14 protein-coding genes are annotated in these 17,426 nt (G+C 31.9%); 8 read left to right on the top strand and 6 right to left on the bottom strand.

All coding sequences use genetic code 11. The features are described from left to right. The first annotated feature begins 8 nt into the window (after nt 1–8). Together Q0663_RS10480 and Q0663_RS10475 are read left to right on the top strand one after the other, a co-directional pair. On the top strand, nt 9–2,513 hold the full coding sequence (locus tag Q0663_RS10480) for a PIG-L family deacetylase (protein ID WP_299010608.1): 2,505 nt from the start codon (nt 9–11) through the stop codon (nt 2,511–2,513). Then, the gene (locus Q0663_RS10475; RefSeq protein WP_299010605.1) at nt 2,503–3,174 is read left to right on the top strand and encodes a DUF6624 domain-containing protein; all 672 of its coding nucleotides are present in this window, start codon (nt 2,503–2,505) and stop codon (nt 3,172–3,174) included. Before Q0663_RS10480 ends, Q0663_RS10475 begins: the two co-directional genes overlap by 11 nt. A 2-nt stretch (nt 3,175–3,176) precedes the next feature. On the opposite strand, the gene Q0663_RS10470 is transcribed toward Q0663_RS10475, so the two are convergent. From Q0663_RS10470 to Q0663_RS10450, 5 genes are all read right to left on the bottom strand, one after another. Further along, a complete protein-coding gene (locus tag Q0663_RS10470) occupies nt 3,177–4,787 on the bottom strand; it encodes a class I SAM-dependent methyltransferase (RefSeq protein WP_299010602.1) in 1,611 nt (536 codons plus the stop codon). A gap of 76 nt (nt 4,788–4,863) precedes the next feature. Continuing rightward, complete coding sequence (locus tag Q0663_RS10465) at nt 4,864–5,406, bottom strand: NUDIX domain-containing protein (protein ID WP_299010599.1); 543 nt, start codon at nt 5,404–5,406, stop codon at nt 4,864–4,866. Between the two features lie 57 nt (nt 5,407–5,463). Next, on the bottom strand, nt 5,464–6,552 hold the full coding sequence (locus Q0663_RS10460; RefSeq protein ID WP_299010597.1) for a M42 family metallopeptidase: 1,089 nt from the start codon (nt 6,550–6,552) through the stop codon (nt 5,464–5,466). 26 nt (nt 6,553–6,578) lie between these two features. Next, the gene (locus Q0663_RS10455) at nt 6,579–7,415 is read right to left on the bottom strand and encodes a 1-acyl-sn-glycerol-3-phosphate acyltransferase (RefSeq protein WP_299010595.1); all 837 of its coding nucleotides are present in this window, start codon (nt 7,413–7,415) and stop codon (nt 6,579–6,581) included. A 58-nt stretch (nt 7,416–7,473) separates the two neighbouring features. Then, nucleotides 7,474–8,100: a CoA pyrophosphatase gene (locus Q0663_RS10450; RefSeq protein ID WP_299010591.1), complete on the bottom strand. Its 627-nt coding sequence runs from the start codon at nt 8,098–8,100 to the stop codon at nt 7,474–7,476. A 103-nt stretch (nt 8,101–8,203) separates the two neighbouring features. On the opposite strand from Q0663_RS10450, the gene Q0663_RS10445 reads away from it, so the two are divergent. From Q0663_RS10445 to Q0663_RS10430, 4 genes are all read left to right on the top strand, one after another. Further along, nucleotides 8,204–8,497 (top strand): hypothetical protein, encoded by a 294-nt coding sequence (locus Q0663_RS10445; RefSeq protein WP_047789548.1) that lies wholly within the window; start codon nt 8,204–8,206, stop codon nt 8,495–8,497. Nucleotides 8,498–8,629: 132 nt separating this feature from the next. Next, nucleotides 8,630–11,056: a phenylalanine--tRNA ligase subunit beta gene (pheT, locus tag Q0663_RS10440; protein WP_299010584.1), complete on the top strand. Its 2,427-nt coding sequence runs from the start codon at nt 8,630–8,632 to the stop codon at nt 11,054–11,056. 64 nt (nt 11,057–11,120) lie between these two features. Next, nucleotides 11,121–12,158: a quinone-dependent dihydroorotate dehydrogenase gene (locus Q0663_RS10435; protein WP_299010581.1), complete on the top strand. Its 1,038-nt coding sequence runs from the start codon at nt 11,121–11,123 to the stop codon at nt 12,156–12,158. 343 nt (nt 12,159–12,501) lie between these two features. Further along, the gene (locus Q0663_RS10430) at nt 12,502–13,116 is read left to right on the top strand and encodes a LysE family translocator (protein WP_299010578.1); all 615 of its coding nucleotides are present in this window, start codon (nt 12,502–12,504) and stop codon (nt 13,114–13,116) included. Nucleotides 13,117–13,133: 17 nt separating this feature from the next. Here the strand turns inward: Q0663_RS10430 and Q0663_RS10425 are convergent, their stop codons facing one another. Then, on the bottom strand, nt 13,134–13,820 hold the full coding sequence (locus tag Q0663_RS10425) for a tetratricopeptide repeat protein (protein WP_299010575.1): 687 nt from the start codon (nt 13,818–13,820) through the stop codon (nt 13,134–13,136). 229 nt (nt 13,821–14,049) lie between these two features. Between Q0663_RS10425 and lon the strand changes: the two genes are divergently transcribed. After that, entirely contained in the window at nt 14,050–16,506 is a 2,457-nt protein-coding gene (gene lon, locus Q0663_RS10420; protein WP_299010572.1) for an endopeptidase La, read from the top strand. Between the two features lie 542 nt (nt 16,507–17,048). Next, nucleotides 17,049–17,186, top strand: coding sequence for a hypothetical protein (locus tag Q0663_RS10415; RefSeq protein ID WP_299010569.1), 138 nt, complete (start codon nt 17,049–17,051; stop codon nt 17,184–17,186). Nucleotides 17,187–17,426 lie beyond the last annotated feature (240 nt).

Here is a 17,426-nt window from a genome sequence, read left to right as displayed (position 1 = left end):
TATTAAAAATGCACAAAAAAGTACTTTTATTACTATCTTTTTTATTGATTTCACTAACAATAAATGCACAAAAACCACAAAAGTTAACTTCTAATCAGATTTATGAAAAAATAAAAAAACTAAACTTTTTAGGTTCGGCTTTGTATATAGCAGCACATCCTGATGATGAAAATACCCGATTAATTTCTTACTTATCTAATCACGAAAAAGCAAGAACTGCGTATTTATCGTTAACTCGTGGTGATGGAGGTCAAAATTTAATTGGTCCAGAAATGCGTGAATTATTAGGAGTTATCCGTACTCAAGAATTGTTAGCTGCAAGAGGAGTAGATGGAGGAGAACAACTTTTTTCAAGAGCAAACGATTTTGGGTATTCAAAGCATCCTGATGAAACCTTAGAAATTTGGAATAAAGATAAAGTATTAGCCGATGTAGTTTGGGCAATTCGTACATTTAAACCAGATGTTATCATTAATCGTTTTAATCATAGAACACCAGGTTCTACGCATGGTCACCATACTTCATCAGCAATGTTAAGTGTTGAAGCATTTGATTTGGCCGCTGATAAAACAAAATATCCAGAGCAGTTACAATCTACGAGCACATGGCAACCTAATAGATTGTTTTTTAATACTTCGTGGTGGTTTTATGGAAGTGAAGAAGCCTTTGCAAAAGCAGACAAAAGTAATATGTTAAGCTTTGATATAGGAACGTACTACCCTTTAAAAGGATTGTCTAATAATGAAGTAGCAGCAATAGCAAGCAGTCAACATTTATGCCAAGGGTTTGGTAGATTAACTACTAGAGGAAGTCAAACAGAATATGTAGAGTTTTTAAAAGGAGAATTTCCTAAAGATAAAAAAGATATTTTTTCAGGAATCAATACAACTTGGAACCGTATAGAAGGAGGTGGAGAGATTGGAGATATTTTATATAAAATTGAAGATGATTTCGATTTTGTCAATCCGTCAAAACACTTACCAGAGTTGTTGCAAGCCTACAAAATGGTTCGACAATTGAAAGATGCACATTGGAGAACTATTAAAACCAAAGAGTTAAATGAAATTATCAAGGCTTGTGCAGGTTTGTATTTAGAAGCATCGGCTGTAAGTTCTAGTGCAACTCCAAGCAGTACGATTGATGTAGATTTTGAAGTGCTAAATAGAAGCTCTATTTCTATGGAGTTATCGTCAATTACGATCCTTCCTGAAGGAAAAAACATTAAAAAAGAATTGGATTTAGCTCCTAATAGCAAACAAAATTTTAAAAATAAAATCAATATTGGTAAAGATGTTTCTTACTCTTCACCGTATTGGTTAAACACTCCTTGGGATTTAGGAATGTATAAGGTGAACAATCAGAAATTGATTGGAAATCCAGAATCTCCAAGACCTATTCAAATTAAATATAATGTTATCATTGAAAATCAACCAGTTGCTTTTACCATTCCGGTAGTGTATAGATATGCTAAAAGAGATGTTGGAGAAACCTATGAGCCTTTTGAGGTATTACCGAAAGTAACTACAAAATTAAACGATAAAGTACTGATTTTTTCTACTTCTGAAGCTCAAAAGATATCTGTTGAAGTAAGAGCAGGAGATGCAAATATTAGCGGAAAAGTAAGTTTGCAAGCTCCAAAAGGATGGAAAGTATCTCCAACAGCAATAGATTTTTCAATTGCCCAAAAAGGAGATGTTCAATTTGTCGATTTTATGGTAACTCCAACTCAAAATGAGTCAGAAGGAGTGCTTAAAGTTGTCGCCAAGGTTGATGGCAAAACTTATGATAAAGAGTTGGTAGAAATCAATTATAACCATATTCCAAAACAATCGGTATTGTTGCCATCACAAGCGAAAGTAGTTCGTTTGAATATCGAAAAAAACGGAAAACGAATAGGTTGTATTCAAGGTTCAGGTGATGCCATTCCTGAAAGTTTACAACAAATTGGTTATGAGGTAACAGAATTGAATGTAAACGAAATCAACGGAAATATAGATCAATTTGATGCTGTAGTTGTAGGTATTCGCGCTTATAACACCAATGAAGAATTGCAGTTTAAGCAGAAATATTTGCTAGAATATGTGAAAAATGGTGGAAATTTAATAGTGCAATACAACACGAATAGAGGAGTAGATGTACAAGCGCCGTATGAATTACAATTATCACGTGATAGAGTAACAGACGAACATTCTAAAGTAACCTTGTTAGCTAAAGAACATTCGATTTTAAATTATCCGAATAAAATTACAGAAGCTGATTTTGATGGTTGGGTACAAGAACGAGGCTTATATTTCCCGAATAAATGGAGTAAAGAATACACTCCGATATTATCTATGTATGATAAAGGTGAATCTGCTAAAAAAGGAAGTTTGTTAGTTGCTAAATATGGTAAAGGAAACTATATCTATACAGGCTTAAGTTTTTTTAGAGAACTTCCAGCAGGAGTTTCTGGAGCCTATAAGTTGTTTGCTAATTTATTATCTGTAAAAGAAAATAGGGTTGATGAAAATTAAAATTCTTACAGCTTTTGTATTATTGCTATTGATTAGTTGTAAAACTGAAAAAGAAAATCCTGTTAAAAAAGAATACAATCAAGAATTGGTTAATGAACTTGCTAGTATGGTAGAAATAGATCAAGTTGCTGCAGGTGTTCCCTCAGGAAAATATAAAGAATTAACCGAAGAAGAATGGCAATCATTTAAAGACAGTGTTTTTGCTGTAACTCATAAGAAAGCTACAGAAATTTTTAACAAATATGGTTTTGTTGGTTTTGATGTTGCAGGAAAAGAAGGGTCTAGAAATTTTTGGCTTATTGTACAGCATTTAGATTTTAAACCTGAATTTCAAGAAGCGGTTTTAAAGAAGATGAAAAACGAGGTAGAGAGTAAGAACGCTAACCCTGAAAATTATGCCTATTTACTAGATAGGGTGCAACTAAACACAGGTAAAAAGCAAGTTTATGGAACTCAAGTGACGTATAATTGGAAAGTTTGCCAAGCTTATCCAAAACCTTTGATAGATAGTATAAACGTAAACAAGCGTAGAGAGGAAATAGGTATGGAACCTTTGGAAGTTTATTTGAACGAAATGTCAAAAATGCATTTTGAAATAAATAAAGAAACCTTTTCAAAAGTTAATATCACCGAGCCTAAATTATATAAGGTAAAAGATTAAGTCTACTTAAAAAGATTAATAGAAACCTTTGCCAATTCCGAGTTTGGAAACTTTTTAAAAGTATTTTTATCGGGAGTTAACCCCACAGATTTCATAGCATTCATATATTCATCCAATTCAATAATGTATTGGTCAGAGTAACCATGCGTAGCATCGTAGGCAGTTGCCGCTGTTTTTCCTAAGTTTTTAGCAACTAATTCTGGTTTTGAGGTGTGTAATTCAATTAATAGTAAACCAAATTTACTAATGTAGGGTTTCCACTTGTTAAAATGCTGTTTTAAAGATTCTACTACCAAATTATTATTCAAACGTTTTCCTCTATAAGCGTAAGCTCCTGTTGAATTGGTTATAGTCAAGTTGTTGGTAGGAGCAGGCTCTTGCCAAATTCTGTTATGATCTAAAAATGTACGAACGTTCAATAAATCTGAGAGATTGATTCCATATTTGTCTTGTAAGTCTTCTGATAGTGCTTTCGGATTTCCAATATCTCCCCAAATTACTTTTGCCCAAATATCAGCTTTTACTAAGTTTTTTCGAGTAATTTTTTGCGCAGCTTCGTTGTAATCAACACCAATAAGTAACAATGGATAATCTTCCAACATCGTACCTCTTTTGGTTTGGTTTTCAATCACATTAAATAAATGTTTTAAAAACGCACCATTACCACAGCCAACATCTAAAATACCTTTAGGTTGTTCGTTAATAGGTTTGTTGAATAGGTTGATGATAATTTCATCAATCACTTTAAAATAGGTTGAATGTGCACCACCGCTTCCCCAAACATTCATTTCTCTGTCAACATGAATTTCGTCGTTTCCTATTTCCGAAGTTCTAAAAATATCAGGATTTCCAAAAATGAGTTTGTCTAGTTTTCTAAGGGTTGGAATGTAAGAAACCGTAACTCCGTAAGCACTTGCCCTTCGAGCAAAAAATAAGCCTTCATCAGTAAATTCATAAGAGTCTTTAGTCTTGGAAAACCAACCTAAATTGGTTAATAAATCAAGTAGTCGACTAAAGTTTTCAGCATCTTTATGGAATTCATCTGCGCTAAATTTAGTTTGCATAAAATATTTATGAAACATACCACTCATGCCCAATATAACTGTAGTAGGGCCAATAATAATCCCTTCAATATGTGTAAGAATTTGATTTAAAATTTCTTTTTCTTCAGAAGTTGAAGGAGGCTCTATTCCGAAATTATTGGTGAAATTTTGATACAAGCTTTCCAACTTATCAAAAGGTTCAATTTCAAATTTTCGTGCGCTATAATATTCAGAAAACTTCAATAAAGAAAACGCTTCTTTATACAAGTGAAAATATGAAAAAGCGATAGCAGAAGCTTTGTTGATTTCAAACTGAACGGTGTTTTTTGTATTATCAACATGTTGTGTTAACCAACCTTGAGAACACAAGGTTCTTAAAGCCACGTTTAAATAGCCGTCGTTAGCATGAAACTCGGAAGTAATTTCAGCTAAACTGACAGATTTTTTTTCTAAAAGATAGTTAGTAATTCCTTTTTCATGTAAAGTGTAAGCTGCTGGACAAGTAACAATTCCGTCTAAATGACGAAACAACCTACTCCTTAAGGTAGATTTTTCTTCTTTTGATAACATAGTTTGATAGTTTTCAATCTAAAGATAACTATTTGATTTTAAAATCGAAACTAAATTATTGAAGCCTAAATACAATCTAGCTTAAAGCAGTTATAATTTGTTTATGCACAAAAGAATAGTAATCTTGATATTGAGGAAGTAAAAAGTTTTCGTGGTTTTTAGTATGGAGAATGGTTTCTAAATCGAATAGTTTTAACTCAGCAACCTCTTCTTCTTGAAGTGTCAAATCTTCCACAGGAATTGTTAATTCGGCAATAAATACATGATGAAACTCATTATCAATAATTCCATTCGAGTGATTTACCATGTGTTTTCGAGTACCTATTTTATGTAAGTTTTCAGGAAGAACATCAAAACCTATTTCTTCTTTAACTTCTCTAACAGCAGCAATTTTAATGTTTTCATCGGCAGCTATGTGACCTGCAACTGAAATATCCCATAAACCAGGAAATACTTTTTTAGATAAAGCTCTTTTTTGGAGTAAGATTTTCTTGTTTGAAGTATACAACCAAACATGGATAGTAGGGTGAAAGTAGCCATGTTTATGAGCCTCAGATTTTAAACAAGTTTTTCCTGTATAGTTTCCATTTTCATCGACAATATCTATAAGTTCATCCATAAAAAGCTGGTAAAAAAAACGTCATTACAAATAAGTAATGACGTTTGATTATTTATATTATTTAAAGTAAGAGAAATCTTCTCCGTCTTCAATTTTTAATAAACTTTCGTAAATCATTTTAATTACATTTTCAACATCTTCACGGTGTACCATTTCAACGGTAGTGTGCATGTAACGTAATGGTAAAGAGATTAAAGCAGAAGCAACTCCACCATTGCTGTATGCAAATGCATCAGTGTCAGTTCCTGTAGCTCTTGATAGGGCAGAGCGTTGGAAAGGAATTTTGTTTGCTTCTGCAGCATCAATAATTAAATCACGTAGTTTTTGTTGAACCGCAGGAGCATAAGCTACTACAGGCCCTTTACCTAACTCTAAATGACCTTCTTTTTTCTTGTCAATCATTGGAGTTGTGGTATCGTGAGTAACGTCAGTAACAATAGCCACATTAGGTTTAATGGTTTGCGTAATCATTTCCGCTCCGCGTAAACCAATTTCTTCTTGAACAGAGTTAGTAATGTATAACCCGAAAGGTAGTTTTTTCTTATTTTCGTGTAGCAAGCGTGCTACTTCAGCAATCATAAAACCTCCCATACGGTTGTCTAAAGCACGACAAACGAATTTATCTCCGTTTAAAATATGGAATTCATCAGGGTAGGTAATTACACAACCTACATGTACTCCTAATTTTTCAACCTCTTCTTTGGTTGCACATCCGCAATCAATAAAGATATTGTCTGGTTTTGGAGCTTCTTCTTTCGCTTTATTACGTGTATGAATTGCTGGCCATCCAAAAACACCTTTTACAATTCCGTTTTTAGTGTGAATATTTACAATTTTACTAGGAGCAATTTGGTGGTCGCTACCTCCGTTACGGATTACATAAATTAATCCGTCATCAGAAATATAGTTTACATACCAAGAAATTTCATCAGCATGCCCTTCGATAACTACTTTATATTTAGCATCAGGGTTTATAACTCCCACAGCAGAACCATAAGTGTCGGTAATAAACTCGTCAACATATGGTTTTAGGTAGTCCATCCATATTTTTTGCCCTTCCCACTCATATCCAGTAGGAGCAGCGTTATTTAAATATTTTTCTAAGAAGTCTATCGACTTTTTATTTAAAATAGATTTATCAGCCATAACTTAAACGTTAATTTTTAATGTTATTAATCTTTCTTTTCTTTTTCTTTAGGTTTGTCAGCTCCCCAAAAACGTCTTTTTTCAATGAACTCTTCTTGTTCTTGAAGTTGTTTAGGTGTTAATACCTTTAAAAAAGATGGGTGTTGCTCTATAGCATATTCAATTTTTTCAACAATGCTAGCCACATCTTCATTTTCGTAATCAATTTCTAAAGGTTCTTTAATAACCATAGATTGTAGCACGTTACGTTTTTTTATCATCAACCCTTTTTTGTCAAAAGAACGTCTAAATCCGTCAATTACTATAGGAACTACAATAGGTTTAAAAGTTTTGATAATATGAGCTGTACCACGACGAATAGGTTTGAAAGGGGTAGTTGTACCTTGCGGAAAGGTAATTACCCAACCATCGTCTAAAGCTTTACCTATATTAGAAATGTCAGACATTTTTACCTGTCTGTTTACATCTTTTCCTGCGCTTCTCCAAGTTCTTTCAACAGAAACAGAACCTACATAAGCAAAAATTTTAGGAAGTAAACCAGAACGCATGGTTTCACCTGCAGCAACATAATAGATGTTTAATTTGGGTTTCCATAAATAGCCTACATTTCTAATATTATCGTCTCTACCTTTTAAAGCAGCGTTAAATACATGAAACATGGCTGCTACATCGGCAAAATAGGTTTGGTGATTGGAGATAAATAGTACTTTTTGGTCGGGAAGATTTCTTAAAACATCCATACCTTCTATTTGTAGGTCGTTAAATTTACGATAGCGACCATGGGAAATCAATCCTAAAGTTTGTATTAAAAAGCGTTTAATGAACAGTATATGTCCAAAAGGGTTCCTTTTAAATAAAGGCATTATTATTGGTTTTTATTAGTCGAATAAGCTAAAGTACAAAAGAATTATAGAATAGCCTTTATTTTAATAAATCTTTAATTTCTGATAGCATCATTGCAGTTGCACCCCATACAATGTAATCGTTTAATTTAAAGCATGGTACCTCAATATTTTTCATGTATGAGGTTTCCATTTCTACTGAAGTCAAGTTTGAATCGTCTAATAAATCAGCTAACAAAACTTCAATAATTTCTGCAACTTCTTCGTTTGGAGTGAAATGAGGTGTTTTTTCTGAAACACCTATAAATGGAGCTACTAAAAAGTTACTAGGAGGAATATATGCGTCTGAAGTTTGTCGTATTATTTCAATAGATTTATGGTGTACACCTACTTCTTCAAAAGTTTCTCGTAAAGCAGTTGTTTGTAGGCTACTATCTTCTTTGTCAAATTTCCCACCAGGAAAGCTAATTTGAGATGAATGCGCTCCATTATAACTCGCTCTTTCGGTAAGTAAAAAGCGTGTTTGGTTATCATTGTCAGGGTAAAATAACGCTAAAACAGCTGCTTTTCTTGGATTTCTGCTTAGTATTAATTCTTCTGAAAACCGTGTTCTTAATTTTGGAGCTAACTTAAATTGAGAAGTTAAACCACCTAGTTGCTTTTGCTGCAATCTTTCTACTTGATTGATAAAATCAGAAAAAGTCATTAGATTTTAGTATTTTAGAACAAACTTATCAATTTACAAGATAAAAGTTATAAATTTTGGCTTGAATTTTGATTTGTTGAGTGTAGAATTAATTTAATACTAAATGAATAAAGAAAAAAAGTACCAAAAACTAGCATTAAGTTTATTGTTTGACGCTATTGGGTATGTATCTTATTTAATACCTGGGCTTGGAGAGTTGTCTGATATTGTTTGGGCACCAGCATCAGCGTATATAATGACAAAAATGTATAAAGGAAATAAAGGGAAAGTAGCAGGAGCTATTGCTTTTATTGAAGAGGCGATGCCTGGGTTAGATGTTGTACCAACATTTACTCTCATGTGGTTATATACTTATGTGTTTTCTTCAAAAGAGTCAAAAACTACTATTGAAGTTTAGTTTTTTATATAGATTTAGATTTTTTATGTTACCAAAATATTAACAATCAACACCGTAATGGCTATCAAAAACAAGATGTTCTTTTTTTCCTTTATTTTACGTAAATTTGCACGCTAAAATTAGAGATTGATTATGAAGATATCATACAATTGGTTACAACAATTTTTACAGACAGACTGGGAGGCAGAGAAAACAGGTGAGTTATTAACTGATTTAGGTCTTGAAGTTGAAGGAATAGAAACTGTAGAAAGTATTAAAGGAAGCCTAAAAGGGGTAGTTGTAGGAGAAGTTTTAACTTGTGAAAAGCACGCTAATGCAGATAAGTTAAAGGTTACTACTGTTGATTTAGGAAATGGTACCCCTGTACAAATTGTATGTGGAGCACCAAATGTCGCGGCAGGACAAAAAGTTCCTGTGGCTACTGTTGGTACCATGTTGTATGATGAAAAAGGAGAAGGCTTTAAAATTAAAAAAGGAAAGATAAGAGGAGAAGAGAGTCACGGAATGATTTGTGCCGAAGACGAATTAGGTTTAGGGCAAAGTCATGATGGTATTATGGTGTTAGACGAGAATTTAGCTCCGGGTACTCCTTGTTCGGAGGTCTTTAATATTGAAACAGACTATGTTTTTGAAATTGGGTTAACACCAAACCGAGCAGATGCCATGAGTCATTACGGTGTTGCACGCGATTTAAGAGCAGGATTAATTCAACAAGGAACTAATATTGAATTAATTTCTCCATCAGTATCAGATTTTCATGTTGATGAGCGTACTCATAAAATTGATATTGAAATTGAAGATAAAGATTTAGTACCTCGCTATTGTGGTATAACCATTACTGATGTTGAAGTAAAAGAATCACCAGAATGGATTCAAAACAGATTAAAAGCAATTGGGTTAACTCCAAAAAATAATATTGTAGATATTACTAATTATGTATTGCATGAGTTAGGACAACCACTACACGCTTTCAATGCTTCTAAAATTAGAGGAGGCAAAGTAGTAGTGAAAACTTTAGAAGAAGGTACTAAGTTTACTACGTTAGATGATGTAGAAAGAGAGTTGTCATCTGAGGATATTATGATTTGTGATGCAGATGATAATCCATTATGTATTGGAGGTGTATTTGGAGGAGCACAATCAGGAGTTACAGAGCATACAACTTCTATTTTCTTAGAAAGTGCTTATTTTAACCCTGTGTCTGTTCGTAAAACTGCAAAACGTCACGGGTTAAATACAGACGCTTCTTTCCGTTTTGAAAGAGGTATTGACATCAACACAACAAAATATGCTTTAAAACGTGCTGCTTTATTAATTGAAGAATATGCAGGAGGAAAAATGTCTTCTGATATTTTAGATTTTTATCCTGTAAAGGTGGAAGATTTTGAAGTGTTTTTATCGTTTGAAAATGCGTATAAATTAATAGGTCAAGAAATACCTAAGGAAACGATTAAAAAGATTTTAGCTTCATTAGATATTAAAATTAATAGTGTTACTGAAGCTGGTTTAGGATTGGTAGTACCATCGTATCGTGTAGATGTACAACGTGAAGCAGATATTATAGAGGAAATCTTACGTGTTTATGGATATAATAACATAGAATTTTCTCATAAATTAAATACGTCTATTTCTTTTGATAGTGATAAAGAAGTTAAAATAGAGAATATTGTTGCTGACCAGTTAACATCGTTAGGGTTTAATGAAACCATGGCAAATTCGTTAACAAAGGCAGATTATATTGAATTGTCTGAGAACTTAAATGCCGATTTTAACGTTGAAATGTTGAATCCGTTAAGTAACGACTTAAAAGTAATGCGTCAATCCTTACTATTTAGTGGTTTAGAATCTGTAGCGTACAATATTAACAGAAAGAACAATTCATTAAAGTTTTACGAGTTTGGTAAGACGTATCATAAATATGAAAGCGGATACCAAGAAAACAAGCATTTAACATTATTTGTTACTGGTAATAGAACACAAGATAGCTGGAAAGTTGCTTCACAAGCATCAGATTTCTTTTATGTTAAAGGGATTGTAACAGCTTTATTAAGTCGTTTAGGAATTGATAAATTAAAAACCACTCCAACAAAATCAGACGTGTTTTCTGAAGGAATTACGTTAAGTTTAGGAAAAACTAAGTTAGTAGAGTTAGGAGTTGTCAAAAGAGCAATTTTAAAAGAGTTTTCAATAAAACAAGAGGTTTTATTTGTAGACTTTAACTGGCAGAATATTTTAGATTTAGTAGGTAAGAAAAAAATAAAAGTAGCCGATTTACCTAAGTTTCCGGCTGTAAAGCGTGATTTAGCATTGTTATTGGATAATAAAGTTGAATTCAAAGAAATTTATAACTTAGCATTTCAGTCAGAAAGAAAGCTTTTAAAAGAAGTAGATTTATTTGATGTGTATGAAGGAGACAAATTACCAGAAGGTAAAAAGTCATATGCAGTAAGTTTTGTTTTACAAGATGAAAACAAAACGTTGGCAGATAAACAAATAGATAAAATAATGCAGAAACTACAGCAAACATTCGAAAAGAATTTAGATGCTGTATTACGATAATTCAGAAGCTCCATTTTTGGAGCTTTTTTTATATTTAATAAAGAACAATACTTAAAATAAACTAATGTATAAATTACTGATTCGCCCAATTTTTTTCCTTTTTGATCCTGAAAAGATTCACCACTTTACATTTTCACTCGTAAAGTTTCTATCTAAAATACCAGGAATGTCTTCTATTTTTAGAGGAATGTATCAAGTAAACGATAAAAAGTTAGAACGTAATTTATTCGGATTAACGTTTAAAAATCCTGTAGGGTTAGCAGCAGGATTTGATAAAAACGCAGTACTGTATAATGAGTTGGCTAATTTTGGTTTTGGTTTTGTTGAAATTGGTACTGTTACACCAAAAGGTCAAGTAGGAAACCCTAAAAAACGTTTATTTCGTTTAAAAGATGATAAAGGAATTATCAACCGAATGGGGTTTAATAATGAAGGTTTAGAAGCAGCGGTTGAACAATTAAAGAAGAATAAAGGCAAAATAATCATAGGGGGAAATATTGGAAAAAACACTAATACAGTTCCTGAAAATTACACAGAAGACTACATAACGTGTTTTAAAGGGTTGCATCCGTATGTAGATTATTTTGTATTGAATGTAAGCTGCCCAAATGTATCTAGTCATGCAAAATTAGAAGATGCTGATTATTTAAAAGAATTGATTACTGAAGTTCAAAAATTGAATAATGCAGAAGCACAACAAAAACCAATCTTATTAAAAATAGCTCCAGACTTAAACAACCAACAATTAGATGAAATTATTGAGTTAGTTGCTGAAACAAAAATTGATGGAGTTATAGCATCGAATACCTCAGTAAATAGAGATAATTTAAAAGCTTCTAAAGAACGTTTACAAGAAATAGGTAATGGAGGTGTAAGCGGACAACCAGTTAAAGATAGAAGTACCAAAGTAATTCAATACTTAACGGATAACTCTAATAAAGCGTTTCCAATTATAGGAGTAGGAGGTATCCATTCTGAAAAAGATGCTTTAGAAAAGCTAAAAGCAGGTGCAGATTTAGTTCAGATTTATACAGGATTCATATACGAAGGACCAAGTTTGGTTAAAAGAATCAATAAAGCTATTTTAGCTGAGAAGAAATAGTATTATTGTTGTTACAACTTTGGTGAATGAAGAGATTTTTATTACCCTACAAAATAGTATTGTTTCTTATTTTTTTATTTCTTGCTCAATATTTAATATTAAAAGGAGAGTTTGAAATCTATCGCTTTTCTGATAATAAGTATTTATATGAAAATGGAAAACAATTTTCGAAAGGATTAGTTTATATAGGACTTATTCTATCCGCTTTGTTTCCATTAATAGTATGGTTTCAGAGAAAAAAAGATTTTAAAAAAAACATAGTTTGGGTAATCATAGGTTTTTTCCCCGCTCTATATTACACTTTACTTTTTATATTATCTTACTCAATCTAATTAAGTAAAAAATGCTAGAAACCCTCATATCTTTTGTATTAGCCACGGCCACTTTGGCGATTTCACCAGGACCTGATAATGTTTTTGTCTTAACACAAAGTATTGTCAATGGTAAAAAATACGGATTGGCTACGGTTGTGGGTTTAATGATAGGGTGCATCATTCATACAACTTTGGTGGCTTTTGGAGTATCGGAAATCATCAAACAGAACCCGAATTTGTTTTTTCTCATCAAGCTATTTGGAGCAGGATATTTAATGTATTTAGCCTATCAGGTGTATAAAAGTGATGCTGAAATTGCCTTTTCTACAACGAATGTTCAGAAAAAATCAACAATGCAGTTATTCAAAACAGGTTTTTGGATGAATGTGTTGAATCCTAAGGTTACAATCTTCTTTTTGGCATTCTTCCCGCAGTTTTTGTTTTCTGACAGCTTGTCAAACGTACTCCAATTTTATGTATTAGGAGGATTATTCATTTTAACATCTTTTTTAATATTTTCTTCCATTGCTATTTTGGCAGGAAAAATTTCTAATTACATTAAACAGCACAAAAAGGTGGGGATATATTTAAAATGGGCGCAAATTGTAGTTTTTATAGGTATAGCGATGTTAATTTTACTTTAAAAAACTTTCAAGATTATTTATTCCTCTTTCTTTAAAGTAAGTTTTTCTAAAGCACGTTTAGAACTTCTATTTTCAGGGTTAATGGTTAAAGCTTTTTTATAGTATTCAATAGCGTTCGCTGTATCTTTCATTCTGGTATAAGCATCAGCGGTACTATCATAAGTATTTGAGCTATTAGGATACAATTCAATGTTAATTTTAAAAACATTAATGGCATTTTCAAACTCATCTTTTCTAAGATATTGATATCCTAATCTATTTAAATTACGTTCTCTAATAACTGGGTTTAAGCTATCCTTTTCTTTTATAGTTTTGTAACCTTTTAAAGCGGCTTCAAAGTTACCTTCTGCTAAATGTTCGCTGGGAGTTTTTTCTCCTTTTTTTAGTTTTTTAAAGACATACTTTTCTCCTTCATGCTCACGCTTTTCAGCTAACCCTATCATATTCTTAGAAGTATTAAAAATTAGTTTTTCATTTAACTCTCTAACATAAAAAGAAGAATCGTTTACTTTTAAAGGTTCTAAATCTTGATTACGCCATTTTATAAGCAACTTATTGTCTTCATTAAACGTAACTTCTATAATTTCATCAGCATTAAAATAATAGCGTCCAGCTGCTTTTTCAATGAACTCAGGAGAGTTTGTTTTTGAGGCACAGCTTGTTAGTAATAAGACAAGAGAAAGAATTAAAAATTTAAATTTCATTTTTGGTTAGTTTTTATTGAAATATAATATTAATAAGACGATTTATAATTAAATAAGTTACAAATTAAGTTATTTATAGTTTTTGTTGGCATAAGAATTGAATTATAGTAACCACGATAGATATTAGGGTATGTGTATTCTTTTGTTTATCAGTAAATTATGATTTTAAAAAAGTGGTTTTCTTTCAATAAAAAGGAGAAAAGTGCCACTATGACAGAATAAATAAGATATGAGTAAATCAAAAATATTACATTTAGACAATTTGTCGCTTCAAGATGTTTTTAATGAGGATTCTGAGTTAATTCCATTACTAACACCAGAAGATGAAGAGTTAATAAATAGAGAGAGTATTCCTGAGGAGTTGCCAATTCTTCCGTTGCGTAACACTGTTTTATTTCCTGGAGTTGTAATTCCAATTACAGCAGGTAGAGATAAGTCTATTCAGTTAATTAAAGATGCTAACAAAGGAAATAAGGTTGTAGGGGTAGTAGCCCAAAAAGATAGTGAAGTTGAAGATCCAGGAATAGATGATATTTATCAAACAGGTGTAGTGGCACAAATTTTACGTGTATTAAAAATGCCTGATGGTAATACAACGGTTATTATTCAAGGTAAAAAACGTTTTGAAATTGAGAAAGTTACGCAAGAAGAACCTTATTTAAAAGCTAAGGTAAAAGAAGCCGTTGATGAGCGAGAAATTGACGATCAAAAAGAGTTTGATGCAATTATCGAGTCGATTAAAGATTTAGCGTTAGAGGTAATAAAAGAAAATCCAATGTTACCTTCGGAAGCATCGTTTGCGATAAAAAATATTCAATCCAATTCATTTTTGGTGAATTTTATTTCGTCAAACATGGAGTTAAGTGTATCGCAAAAACAAGTATTGTTAGAGAAAGACAATTTGAAAGAACGTGCACTGCTAACGTTAAAAAACTTAGACAAAGAGCTTCAAAAGTTACAATTACGTAATGATATTCAATCTAAAACACGTTCTGATTTAGATAAGCAACAACGTGAATACTATTTAAATCAACAATTAAAAACCATTCAAGATGAATTAGGTGGTGTTTCTCACGAGCAAGAGCTAGATGAAATGCGTACTAAGGCTAAGTCTAAAAAATGGAATAAAGAGGTTGGAGAAACTTTTGAGAAAGAGTTAGGGCGTTTAAGACGTATGAACCCTCAAATGGCAGAATATGGTGTACAGCGTAACTACTTAGAGTTAATGTTAGAGTTACCTTGGGGAGAGTATTCAAAAGATAAATTTGATTTAAAAAGAGCTCAAAAAATCTTAGACAGAGATCATTTCGGGTTAGAAAAAGTTAAAGAGCGTATTTTAGAGCATTTAGCGGTTTTAAAATTACGTGGTGATATGAAATCGCCAATTATTTGTTTGTACGGACCTCCAGGAGTAGGTAAAACATCGTTAGGTAAATCGGTAGCTGAAGCATTAGGACGCAAGTACGTACGTATGTCTTTAGGAGGTTTACGTGATGAAGCTGAAATTAGAGGACACCGTAAAACCTATATTGGAGCAATGCCTGGTCGTTTAATCCAAAATATTAAAAAGGCAGGAACTTCAAATCCTGTATTTGTGTTAGATGAAATAGATAAGTTAAGTCAAAGTCATCAAGGAGATCCTTCTTCAGCAATGTTAGAAGTATTAGACCCAGAACAAAACACAGCTTTTTATGATAATTATTTAGAAGTAGGATATGATCTTTCTAAAGTATTATTTATAGCAACAGCTAATAACATTAATCAAATTCCATGGGCATTACGTGATCGTATGGAAATTATTAACGTAACAGGGTATACTATTGAAGAGAAGGTAGAAATAGCTAAAAAATACTTGTTCCCAAAGCAATTAAAAGAGCACGGATTATCAAAAGAACATTTAACAGTAGGTAAAAAGCAGATAGAGAAAATAGTTGAAGGATATACTAGAGAGTCTGGAGTCCGTGGTTTAGAAAAACAAGTAGCAAAAGTAGTTCGCTTTGCCGCTAAGTCTATTGCGATGGAAGAGGAGTACAATGTTGTTTTGACAAATGAAGATATAGAAACTATTTTAGGACCTGCACGTTTAGAACGTGATAAGTACGAGAATAACGATGTTGCAGGTGTTGTTACTGGGTTAGCTTGGACAAGTGTTGGAGGAGATATTTTATTTATAGAATCTATTATTTCTAAAGGAAAAGGAAATCTTTCAATAACAGGTAACTTAGGTACTGTAATGAAAGAGTCTTCAACAATTGCAATGAAGTATATTAAATCGAATGCTGAAGAGTTTGGAATTAATCCTGAAGTATTAGATAAGTATGATGTACACATTCACGTACCAGAAGGAGCAACTCCAAAAGATGGACCGAGTGCTGGTATTACTATGCTAACTTCTTTAGTTTCTTTATTTACGCAACGTAAAGTGAAAAATAAATTAGCTATGACAGGTGAAATTACGTTACGTGGAAAAGTACTTCCAGTTGGAGGTATTAAAGAAAAAATATTGGCTGCAAAACGAGCTAACATCAAAGAAATTATTTTGTGTGCTGATAATAAAAAGGATATAGAAGAAATAAAAGAAAGTTACTTAAAAGGATTAACATTCCATTATGTAACCGACATGAGTGAGGTAATTGATATAGCTCTTACCAAGCAAAAAGTTAAGAAGGCTAAGAAGCTATTATAGTTTTTAGATAGTAAAAAAACCGTCCATTATAACTCAATATAGTGGACGGTTTAAGTTCTATATACTAAATAAAATATAGTGTTTAAGGTAGTGCGAATTTATCTACAAGATCTTCTTCAAGTTTCATACACCAACAAGAGAATTGTGGATGCGCACCAAGACAAAAATATACAGTACCTTCTGGACACTGTAATAATCATCCGTTAATTTCTCTTTGTTCTTATTTATTCAAAACATTTCCTAAGTTTGAAATTGATTATAACATGGTTAATTAATTTTAATTTTCCTTGCTCTATTTATATGCTTTTCAGGTTCCACATTTATAAGAATTATGTACTACAAATATTGTGAGATTGAAATAGGAAAAGAAGTGTATTAAGTGACTATCTAAGAAAAAAGCAGGTACTATTTTAAAAAAATAGCACTATTAAATATTGGTTAAGTGTTTGTTTTTTAGGTTTTAGTTTTTAGTGTGTAGGGGTTAATAATAGAAAAGCAATAGATAAAAAAATAACTTTACCTAAACAGAAAAATTAAAACTTATGAAATGTTTATCTATTGAGTCGTTAATGAAGTATGAGTTAACATCAGAAGAAAGATTTAAAATATTTGCAGGAGATCCAATTGCAAAACCGAACACAGAAGTATTTGGTGGACCTGATACAGATGGGTGGTATTAGTCCCTATTTTTTTAGCTGCGTTATATAAATTAAACTTTTCTTTTAAAAAGTATTTTTTTTCTTCTATTTTTTGCAAGACACTAATAATTTGTTGGTGTTGCTATTCTTTTATTTTTACTGTATTGGGTAATGAAAAAGATTTTTCATTTAAATCTTCTTTTTTTGAGATTTTTGCTAATAATTCATCTAGTTTTTCATTAGCTTTCTTTTTTTCTTTTGAATTCTTAACGACTAAGAAAC

Origin of the sequence: uncultured Tenacibaculum sp. (genome assembly GCF_947504135.1) — a bacterium.
In the GTDB taxonomy this organism is placed as follows: Bacteria; Bacteroidota; Bacteroidia; order Flavobacteriales; family Flavobacteriaceae; genus Polaribacter.
Note: the sequence above shows the minus strand (reverse complement) of the source record. Positions and strands in the feature narration are given on the sequence as shown.